Here is an 11640-nt window from a genome sequence, read left to right as displayed (position 1 = left end):
CTGATCCGCAAAAGCATATATCTGAGAAACTTTAAACCTTTGCTCCTGCTGGACAACAAAAAGATATAAAGTTATCATTTCCTGATCTGTAAATTCAGGTTTATCATTATTCGTGTATCTTTGATATAAGTATTGAAGTTCTTCGTCGTGTAACTTGCAGATATGCAAATAGATAGCGATTAGTTTGAGTGCTTTAGCCTTGGGAATCATTCTTAAAGTTCGATGTGGTAATCTTCTTTAAGATACTGACTTTCAAGGCTTTAAACAAATAAAACCACAACTAAATGACTTATAATCAAACACTTAACTCATAAAGTTTTCAACACCTTTCGACCCTTGATTCGCATTACTACTTGATACTACTTTTAAAAGACTGCTACTTGATACTACCCATTACTTTTTGAAAGAAAAGAAACTGGTAGGATACGGCATTGCTCCAGTAAGGCCATTCGTGTTTGCCGGGGCGTTCTGTGTATTCGTGGGGCGTTCCGTTGGCTAATAACAGTTGGTGCAGTTCGCGGTTGGGTTTAATCATGATATCATCAAACCCGCAGTCAAAAATCAGCTTTACATCATTGGCTTTCATTTTATCAGCCAGCCCTACGGCAGAGTATTCGCGGTATGGGTTCGCGGCATCTTTTGGTGGGCCAAGCAAATGTTCAAAGTTTTTATTGCGCAATTGGGCAAATTCGGCAGGCACCGTCCAGGTGGCGGTATTTATGTTCATTACGCCGCTCATGCTGCCGGCGGCACAATATAATTCGGGGTGGCGCGCCGATAGATACATGGCGCCGTGCCCTCCCATGGATAGGCCGGCTATAATCCTCCCCTTTCTGTCTTTTATAGTGCGGTAGGTGCCGTCTATTTTTTCTACCAGTTCTTTGGTTATAAAGGTTTCGTACTGGCTGGTTTTATCCAGGGGGCTATCAAAGTAATAGCTCATCAGCCCGGCATCGGGGGTAACAATAATAAAATTATACTGGTCGGCGAGCTTATGCAGCAGCAGCTTGTCGTCGGTTTTTGACAGCCAGTCGCGGTAATTGCCCTGGCCGCCATGCAGCAGGTAAATCACCGGGTAGTTTTGTTGCGCGGTTTTGTACGATTGCGGTAACACCACAGCGGCTTTAATCGTTTTTTGCATTACCTGGCTCCTAACCCCCAGGGTATCTACACCGGCGGCAAAACTGTTAAGGCAGCAAAACATTGCGCAAATAATCATCATTGAAAAAGGCACATATTTTTTCATGGCTGAACCTGTTAAACTGATTTTTAAATAATTTGGAACAATTCTCCCACACCCGTTCCCGGTTATATTGGCTTGCCGGCCCCCATGGGCCGATGCGTAAATATAAAACAATGATAACTAAATACAATTTACGTTTTAACACCATACCGGCCGCTTCGCGCTATTGGAAGACCGGGTTATTTTATAAGTATAAAGCGTTAAAATAAATTGTCGGCGAAGCACAGTTTTGCATAAATTAGTCGACAGGAAACCTGCTTATTGGTTTATGTAAACTTCATAGGTATTAGGAAGAAAAAAAGCGGAGGAGCGTGCGATTCCTTCCTCGGGGAAGGAGGAGGTAGGGGTTAAATCAGGCGTTCACAGGCGCATTTTACAGCCGCACGGTGAAACCCCTCCCTGCCTTTGCGCACATGGCCAGCCGCACCCCTCCCGTAGGGAGGGAACTAAAAATCCTCCGAATACTTATACTTTAAACTTTATCAAATTGAAAAGATCGCTACTCCTGTTCGCCGCTTTATTTTGCCTTTGCCTGGGTGCATTTGCCCAGCCAAAAAACACGTATGTAAAAATAGAAACGCTGCAGGGATGGTGTATAGTAAAACTGTACAACCAAACACCGGTGCACCGCGATAATTTTATTAAACTGGTTAAAAGCCATTATTTTGATGCCACCACCTTTAACCGGATACTGAAGGGTTTTGTGATACAGGGGGGCGATCCTGATTCGTTATACGATAAAGGGCGTACCTTAAAGCCCGAAATGAAATGGATAGCGCCCGAATTTCTGGCCGATTTATACCATCGCCGGGGAGTGGTGGCCATGGGCCGGGATGCCAACAAAACCGAATCGTCATACACCACCCAGTTTTACATTGTAGACGGCCGCACCTGGACCAACGACGAGTTAGACGCCATCGAAAAAAAATACAACACCCACTTTACCGAAGCGCAGCGCAACACCTACCGCACCGTTGGCGGAACGCCTTTTCTGGATGGGCACTATACCGTTTTTGGCGAAATAGTAAAAGGCATTGAGTTGATAGACCAGGTAACCGCGGTAACCGTTGACAAAAACGGCAACCCCGCTACACCAGTTTGGATGAAACTGACCGTACTTACGCCGCAACAGGCTGCTAAGGCTTTAAAATAGGAATATCGAACTTCAAGACGGTTTGATGAAAAGGGAGGTTATATCATAATAACATATGCATTCTTACGTTCAACAATACCTTAATTATAGCTTATCATGAACCGCCTGGCCATCATAATTACACTGTTTCTTTTCTTTATGCATCTTTTAGCATGCAATAAACCAACAGCAAATGAAAAACTTCTGTTAGGGACTTGGGAAGGATGGGGCGAAAATCGATTAACAGACGCAAATAATATCTCGCTTACCTTTAATTCGGATTATACGTTAGAAAACCAATCAGGTTTTTACAAAAGTAACGGCAAGCTTCAGCCTACATATCTTGGCACTCATTCACAATATAAATTTCAAAAAGACAGCCTTTTCATCTTCGAACCTGATAGTAACAGATGGAATTATCACAGTATTCTTAAACTAACACAGGATACACTTATTATTAAATGGACGTATGACACCTTAACCCTAACCCGTTATCAAGTAAAAAATTATCCACTTCCTGATTTTGACAAAATCGTAGTATCGTTTACTGACGGAGGCCGATACGGATATACCTGTATGAATATGATCATAGGCGCCGACAGAACTATCTCATACGAGGATAACTGTGATCCCAGGAAAAAAGGATTTTTTACAGGATTTATTTCACTCCCTCAATACAAACGGCTTCTTGATGGATTCAAGCATGTCGATATAAACTCGTTAAAAGGAGACTATTACCCAAACACAAAAATTGAGCAGGATGAATTTACAATAACCTTTGTAAAGGATGGTAAGTTAATTAAATCGGTAACAGATTATGGCTATGTAGCGCCATGGGACTTCTTCTTGGCCTACAACCCGCTTATTTATCTCCATCAAAGTATCTGGTTGAAAAAAGACACTGTTCCTGAATTCATGTCCGCATATCAAAACATCTTTTCGGCATCCTTAAAAAGAGGTAAAAAAAGGTATAGGGACGAATTACAATTTAGAGATTCAGAAACTTTTTTATTATTTCACTACATCCTTAAGGGAAAAATCTGCAGTACATCATTTAAAACCCGGTTTCAATTAGTTGCCCAATATAATCGCTTTAAAGAATCAAATATAGATACAGATGGACGTTATTATAAGTTTATTGTAAACGGTAAACCAGTTACCGTTGATATCGGGTTTAATTATTATGACCTCAATGCCTCTAAAAGAGTATGGGATGAATTTGTACAATAAGGGAAATGAGAACTATTCCCCCTTATTATCGTGAATTGTCAGCATTATGATTTAACATAAAATTGATATTTAAGGTTTTATTTATTATGTGTTAACTCTATAACCCTACCATCTTTGGCAGCCATAATTATAACAAATGTGCCGCCAAAATACCCTTTAGGTAAAGTTCCTGTCAACACCCAGCAGCCCTCTACAGAATCAACCTTGTAGGGCTTTTCGCCCAATATCTCATCCTTGCCATAAACTTTAAATAAAATAGGCTCGGCAACAGCAACAGCTGTGGCAGAATCCGGGATAACCGTGTAAGGTACTTGCTGGTGTTTTTTGTCCGTAAGTGCTTTTTTTATTTCTGTTCTCCAAAACTCAGTCACTTCTTTATCCTTTTGTTGAGCAAAAGAAAATAAGGGAACGAATAGAAGACATATTATCAGATATTTCATACCCAAATATAAACTAAAAAAGGTGCCATGCCTAAGCATAACACCCTCAAAAAATCTTGATACTTGATACTAACTACTTGATACTACCCTACCTAAGCTGATATCGCGTTTATAATATCATACTGTGTAATGATCTCAATTTTACCGTCTTCGCTTTCAACCAGTACGGCAATGTTTTCCTTATTGATCATGCCCGAGATCCTGTCGATAGAAGTATTCAGATCAACAAACGGGAACGGCGTTGTGGTAATATTTTTTACGGGCTGAGATTTGATGGATGGGTTCTCTAACAGCGAATTCAGGATATCGCTTTCGGTTATCTTGCCTATCACCATACCTTTTTGTGTAACCGGAATTTGCGAGATATTGAGCGATTTGATGGTGTTTATAGCTTCCAGTACCGATTTTTCGCAGTCGATGGTAATAATTTCCTGTACATCTTTTTTGCTGATGATATCGCGGGCGGTTAATTTGCCATCTTTCAGGAAACCGCGGTCGCGCAGCCAGTCGTCGTTGTACATTTTGCCCAGGTAGCGGGTACCATGATCGGGGAAAATAATTACCACCACATCGCCCTCTTTAAACCTGTCTTTCATTTGCAGCGTACCGGCCACGGCTGATCCGGTGGAGTTACCGGCGAAGATGCCTTCCTTTCGGGCAATTTCGCGGGTCATGAGGGCGGCGTCTTTATCGGTTACTTTTTCAAAATGATCTATCAGGCTAAAATCAACGTTTTGCGGTAAAAAGTCTTCACCTATACCTTCGGTGATGTATGGGTAAATCTCGTTCTTATCCATAATCCCGGTTTCCTTGTATTTTTTAAATACTGAACCGTAAGTATCGATGCCTAAAACCTGGATGTTCGGGTTCTTTTCTTTCAGGAAACGGGCAGTGCCGGAAATTGTGCCGCCGGTGCCCACCCCTACTACCAGGTGTGTGATCTTGCCTTCGGTTTGTTCCCAAATTTCGGGGCCGGTTTGCTCGTAGTGCGCCTGCGAGTTGCTCAGGTTATCGTACTGGTTAGGCTTCCAGGAGTTAGGCACTTCGCGTTCCAGGCGCGATGATACCGAGTAGTATGACCGCGGATCTTCCGGCTCCACATTGGTAGGGCAAACAATAACCTCGGCGCCAAAGGCACGCAGGGCATCAAATTTTTCTTTCGATTGTTTATCGGTGCTGGTAAAAATACACTTGTAGCCTTTTATCACCGCTGCGATGGCCAGGCCCATACCTGTGTTACCAGACGTACCTTCAATAATGGTACCTCCGGGTTTCAGCTTACCGCTTTTTTCGGCATCCTCAATCATTTTAAGGGCCATACGGTCCTTTATGGAGTTACCAGGGTTGGTTGTTTCAATTTTGGCCAAAACCGTTGCAGGGATGTCTTTGGTTACCTTGTTTAACTTAACCAGCGGCGTGTGGCCAATGGTTTCTAATATATTGTTATACCACATAAAATTAAAAATCTACTAATCCGGTGTACTAAGCGGGATTACGCCTCAAAAATAGTTTTTATAAACTGAACTTTCTTTATGGAAAAGTAAATAGATGTGCATCATGCAATAGTACCAGCACAAGCACTATATTTAAACCCGGGGCCGCAGCCTCAAAACCGAACTATTCATGTTATCACTTTATAAAAAAACATTCCTGTTAATCATCATTTTGGGCTTTGTTACGGGCAATGTATTCGCACAAAAACAGCTTACGCCCAGCAGGCAAAGTAGTTTTTATACCTACATCTATAAAATTGGGCCCGACGATGTTTTGAGGTTTTATAAATACCCGGATAAAGATCCCGATGAAAAAATATTGCAGCACCCGGTTGATTCTTTTAAAACGGATGATACCTGGAAAAACAATCTCCCGGCGGGCAATTATCTGAAGGTTTATGCAGAAAAAAATAAGCTGAGGTACAAGCTGATAGAAAACCGGTCGGCTTATTTGAAGGTGATGCGTAACAATTATGACCTGCGTTTTATTTTAACCGATAAACAAGGCAGCCCGATTAATAACGCGGCAGTAATGTTTTATAATAAAATAGTAGCCTATGATGCCAAAAGCGGCTTGTATGTAGCCAATCAATCAAAAAAAGACACCGTATTAAAGGTTGATTATGCCGGGGTTAGCAACTATTTTTCGGTTAAACAGGAGCAGCCCTACAAATATCGTGGTTATGGTAAACAAAACAACTGGTTTAAAAGAAAATGGTATGCTGTGAAAAGAATATTCAAAAAACGTTATGGATATGGGAGCCAACCATCCACCTATAACTATACGGGCTTCCTGGTATTTAACAAAGCTATATATAAGCCCAATGATACCGTAAAATTTAAAGCTTTTATTTTAGAACGAAAATCAAAGCAACCGGTAGATGCCGCCCAGCTCATTGTGCGTTTGAAAGAACAAAACAGAAACGACAATGGTAAAATCATAGGCAAGGCTAACAGCTATCGTAACGGTGCCTATGAATACAGCTTTGTTTTAAATGATAGCCTGAAGCTTTCACTTGATGAGGATTACACCATCTCGCTTGAAGACCCATCAAGCCTTAAATATGATCTTGACAAATACGACGGCGATGACGAAAGGGCATTTTTGGCGAAAAGAAAAGTTTATTTAGAAGGGAATTTTAAATACGAAGAATACGAATTAAAATCAATTAAATTCAGTACCCGGGTTGATAAAACAGCGCATTCACCCGGCAACCCACCGGCACTTTTCCTGAAGGCCGTTGACGAAAATAATTTACCTGTTGCCGATGGGCGTGTTACCATAACATTGTTTTCGCGGGGCACCAACCGGTTTGAGCCAGAGCACCTTTTTGTACCCGATACTTTATGGACACATAAAATGCCCCTTGATCCGCTTGGGGAAACCAAATTGATGATCCCTGATTCAATTTTCCCAAAAGCTGATATCAGTTACGAGATCAATTCTGTTTTTTTAAACAGCAACAATGAAAGTCAATCTGATGCCAATGAGATGAGCTATACATTTAACAGGTATCACATAGAATCGAAGTTAAACGGGGATACTTTAATAGCTACCTACCTTGATAATGGTAAAGAAGTGCAGGCCCCGGCCGTTATCAGCGCCCTGGATGCCCAAAACGATACGATAGCTGCAATAAAGGTAATGCTGCCATCTAAAACCCTCATCAACCCAAATGCTTATAGCTATGATATCGAGGCTGATAATGCTTATAGCAACCTTGATTTAAAAGATAGTGAAAGCGGAATTTCCTTATCAGGTTACCGCACTGCTGATTCGTTATTTGTTAAAGTAGAAAATCAGCGCCATTTGCATTTCTGGTACTCGGTATTCGGGGGGCAAAAGCTGATAGATGGCGGGCAGGCGGATAACCTCCTATATACAAAGGCCTATGGCAACCAAGACAATTTAAATTTCCTGGTTCATTATGTTTGGGGCGGCGAAAGTAAAACGGAAGCTACTGATATCCTTTATCGCGATAAGCTGCTTACTATTAATGTGAAACAGCCGGTATCAGTATATCCCGGCCAGCGGGTTAAAACGGATATTGTGGTTACCGATAATGAAGGGAAACCCGTTGCCAATGCCGATTTAACGGCATGGTCCATGACCAGTAAATTCACCGGTTACAAAGTCCCCTTTGTACCCTACATGGGTAAAATGTACCCTTACCGTAAACCCAAAAAGCCTTTTAACATTTTGAAAATAGATGGCGAACGCTCATTGAAATTAAACTGGAACCGCTGGAGCCGGGAGATTGGCTTAGATAGCATTGCCTATTACCAGTTTACACATCCCGATAAGACTTACCGGATAGAAGAAAGCATTGCAGATACCGTTACCCAGGTTGCCCCCTTTGTGGTTAAGGATGGTGACATTTTGCCTGTGCACATACTATATATAGATGGCAGGCCGGTTTATTTTGACCAAACCCAGCAATTGAAACGCTATAGCTTTGCGGTAACGCCTGGCAAACACACGCTGCGTTTCAGGACCAGCCATCAAAACATTTTGGTTGATAGCGTGATGGTGGAGCGATCAAAAAAACTAATCATCAGCGTAAATGCAGCTAATGCAAAATCAACCGCTGTATCCGATACCCTGAGCAGTTACGAGTCGGACCTGATCAATAAATACCTGATTACAGTGATCAACAATTTTGGTGTTAAAATGGCTCTTTTACAACAAAACGACAAGCTCTTTATGCTGAATCCGCAAAGCAGTTACAGGAACAACATTCTTGCCGGCCCATTAGCCAATAACTTTGCAACGCTTGCCGTAACCGGGGAAAAAGATCGCCTGTTTGAAACCGAGCCAAACTATAGTTACTTGTTTGAGCCGGGCTTGCTTAAACAAAAAAGCATCGCAGCCGCTTATCCATTCAATCCCATTTTATCATCTTATTCGGGCGAGCCGGATTACAGCCAGCATGTGCTTAGCAAAAACGAGGCGACAGACATCTGGCAGCAATACCTTGACCTGCGTAGCAACACGCAACTGCTGTTTAATAACGATATGCAAAATGAGATAGGTGGTAAATTGAGTTTTGAGGTTAAGCAGCCCAAACACCAAAAGCTGCTGATAAAAAATGTGATCGTGTACAAATATAACGACCCGGATTTTATACAGATTTACCCGGGTATTACTACCGATATATACGGCTTGACGACCGGCAGCTACCGCATCCTGTTTTTGTTAAAAGGCGATGTTTACGATATAAAAGAAAATGTAAATATAAAACCCTATGGCACAAACTATTATAAATTTGATATTTCACCAACCCATCCTAAAGATTCGGTAAGTGCCAAAATTGGCAATATCATTAATAGCAGAACCACCTGGAATGATTATAAGGACTATGCCATTGAAAATGACGCCTTAAAAATAAAAGAAGCCTTTAATGAGAAATATTTAAACACCGATAATTTTAGTAACGTAATGACGGGCATAGTTACCAGCGTTGAAGATAAATTGCCCATACCAGGCGTTAGTGTAAGGGTAAAAGGAACTGCAACAGGTGCCGTAACTGACATTAGTGGCCACTTCAGGCTTAGGGTGCCTGCGAATGGCAAATTAGTGGTCAGCTTTATTGGTTACGAGCAAAAAGAGATTATCATTCAGCCGGGAGCTGCCGTAAAAATAAGCCTCAAAGCGTCAAGCAACGCGCTTAACGAAGTGGTGGTTATTGGCTATGGCACTGCATTGAGAAAAGACCTTACCGGATCGGTAACTACCTTATCCAGCCTGCAAGGCCTGACTTCCGGCCTGGTGGTAACAGACGGGGCACCGGGTGGCGGCGTTAATATTCAGATACGTGGAGTATCAAGCCTCCCTTCGGCTAAACCATTAATTGTGGTGGACGGTGAAATTGTTGAGAGCATGGATGGTATAGACAAAGAAAGTATTGGGGAAATAAGTGTATTAAAAGATGCTGCAGCTACCGGCATTTACGGCGCCCGCGCCGCCAACGGTGTAATTGTAATCAGGACCAAACCAAAGCCAGGCGCGCCCGTAAATAAAGCAAATGACGCCGGCCAGCCCGGCAGCGAACTTTCGTTGCGTAATAATTTTTCTGATTACGCCTACTGGCAACCAAAACTCACCACCAATGAGTTGGGCAAAGCCAGTTTTACAGCTACCTTCCCGGATGATATTACCAACTGGCGTACATTTATTATCGGTATTTCTGATAAGCAGCAAACCGGTTTTGCCGAAAACAGCATTAAATCATTCAAGCCCATCAGCGCCAATTTTATTGCACCACAATTTGCCGTAATTGGTGATGAGATGAGCCTGATTGGTAAAGTAATGAACTATAATTCTACCAATGTTAAACTTACCCGTACATTCACTTACAATGGCAAACAGCTTAAACAGGACGAGCTTGAAGTTAAAAACTCAAAAATAGATACGCTGGGCATTGTTGCTGATAACACCGACAGCCTGAATTTTGAATACACCATTAAGCGCGATAACGGTTATTTTGACGGCGAACGCCGTAAGGTGCCTGTTATAAAACAGGGCGTTGAAGAAACCAAGGGGGTATTTAATGCTTTAAATAGTGATACCACGGTTAACCTGAAATTCGACCCGGCAATGGGGCCGGTTACTTTCCGGGCCGAGGCTTCGGTACTGCCAACCCTGGCGGAAGAAACCCGCAAGCTGCGCGAATACAAATATCTGTGCAACGAACAACTGGCCTCAAAATTAAAAGGCCTGTTGGCCGAACGCCGGATCAAAAAATTCCTGGGCGAAGAATTTAAATACGGTAAAAACATACAGGAGGCGATTAAAAAGCTACAGGAAAACCGTAAAACCAATGGCACCTGGGGCTGGTGGAAAGATACCGACGAAGAACTTTGGATTAGCCTGCATGCGGTGGAGGCTTTATTAGATGCACAAAAGGAAGGCTACATGATCCAGTTGGATAAACAAAAACTGGCCGACTACCTGGTTTATCAATTGGAGAGCTATCGCGGTGCAGATAAGCTAACCTGCCTCGAATTGCTCCACAAACTACAAGCTAAGGTTGACTATCAAAAATATATCGAGGTAGTTGAAAGGGAAAACAAAGCCTTCAAAGTCAAAACCGGCATCCCGCTATCCGCCTATGATAAATTCAGGCTGATGCTGGTTAAGCAGGAAGCCGGCTTACCTGTTAAGCTGGATAGTTTGTATGCCCGTGAACACCGCACTTTGTTTGGTAATATTTACTGGGGCGACGACAGTTACCGCTTCTTTGACAATTCCGTTCAGCTAAGCGTGCTGGCCTACCATATTATTAAAACCGAAGGCAAACACCCTGAATTGCTGCGCAGGATACAAGGTTATTTTTTAGAACAGCGCAGCCACGGCGAATGGCGCAACACTTATGAATCTGCCTTGATTCTGGAAACCATTCTGCCCGATCTTTTGGTTGCCGATAAGCAGGTTAAACCATCAGCTATCACCATTAAGGGAGCGTCCACCCAAACAATAAGCACGTTCCCCTACTCCGCCACGTTTAAACCTGAAAACATCAGCATTAGCAAAACCGGGAGCCTGCCTGTATACATTACCGGGTCGCAAAAATTCTGGAACACCAGGCCGGAAAAAGTAAGTAAAGACTTTACAGTAAATACCTGGTTCGAACGGAAAGAGCAGACAGTTACCAGCCTGAAAGGCGGGGAAGTTGTACAACTACAAGCCGAGGTAATCGCCAGGGGCGATGCCGATTTTGTGATGATAGAAATCCCTATCCCGGCAGGTTGCTCCTATGAAAACAAGGACCAGCCCTGGAGCAATAATGAAGTTCACAGGGAATACTTTAAGGAGAAGGTGAGCATATTCTGCCGCAAGCTCAAACAAAACAAATATACTTTCACCGTAAACCTTATCCCCCGCTACGATGGTAAATACACCCTAAACCCGGCTAAAGCCGAAATGATGTATTTCCCGGTGTTTTATGGAAGGGAAGGGATGAAACAGGTAGTCATTGGGTCATTGAGTCATTAGGTCATTGTTGAACGATGACACAGGGACACGGTTTCCCGCCATGTCATTGCGAGGTACGAAGCAATCTCGTTGCCGATGCATAACGTATATGCAAAGCTACGAGGTTG

The 11640-nt window shown here is 42.6% G+C and carries 7 protein-coding genes; 3 read left to right on the top strand and 4 right to left on the bottom strand.

The genetic code is table 11. The features are described 5' to 3' along the window. Together AC1DXF_RS17490 and AC1DXF_RS17485 are read right to left on the bottom strand one after the other, a co-directional pair. A partial coding sequence (locus AC1DXF_RS17490) for a hypothetical protein (protein WP_477450011.1) occupies positions 1-210 on the bottom strand: 210 nt, incomplete at its 3' end. A 166-nt stretch (positions 211-376) separates the two neighbouring features. Further along, entirely contained in the window at positions 377-1246 is an 870-nt protein-coding gene (locus AC1DXF_RS17485) for an alpha/beta hydrolase (RefSeq protein ID WP_477450010.1), read from the bottom strand. 484 nt (positions 1247-1730) lie between these two features. Between AC1DXF_RS17485 and AC1DXF_RS17480 the strand changes: the two genes are divergently transcribed. Further along, complete coding sequence (locus AC1DXF_RS17480; RefSeq protein ID WP_477450009.1) at positions 1731-2396, top strand: peptidylprolyl isomerase; 666 nt, start codon at positions 1731-1733, stop codon at positions 2394-2396. Positions 2397-2492: 96 nt separating this feature from the next. After that, entirely contained in the window at positions 2493-3605 is a 1113-nt protein-coding gene (locus tag AC1DXF_RS17475) for a DUF6438 domain-containing protein (protein WP_477450008.1), read from the top strand. A 77-nt stretch (positions 3606-3682) separates the two neighbouring features. Here AC1DXF_RS17475 and AC1DXF_RS17470 read toward each other — a convergent pair whose 3' ends face one another. Continuing rightward, a complete protein-coding gene (locus AC1DXF_RS17470; protein ID WP_477450007.1) occupies positions 3683-4045 on the bottom strand; it encodes an NTF2 fold immunity protein in 363 nt (120 codons plus the stop codon). Positions 4046-4137: 92 nt separating this feature from the next. Then, entirely contained in the window at positions 4138-5499 is a 1362-nt protein-coding gene (locus tag AC1DXF_RS17465) for a pyridoxal-phosphate dependent enzyme (RefSeq protein ID WP_477450006.1), read from the bottom strand. A 169-nt stretch (positions 5500-5668) separates the two neighbouring features. Between AC1DXF_RS17465 and AC1DXF_RS17460 the strand changes: the two genes are divergently transcribed. Further along, positions 5669-11533 carry a carboxypeptidase-like regulatory domain-containing protein gene (locus tag AC1DXF_RS17460; protein WP_477450005.1) on the top strand — a complete coding sequence of 1955 codons (5865 nt, stop codon included), beginning with the start codon at positions 5669-5671 and terminating at the stop codon, positions 11531-11533. Positions 11534-11640 lie beyond the last annotated feature (107 nt).

The organism is Mucilaginibacter sp. P2_A5 (assembly GCF_056404995.1).
Note: the sequence above shows the minus strand (reverse complement) of the source record. Positions and strands in the feature narration are given on the sequence as shown.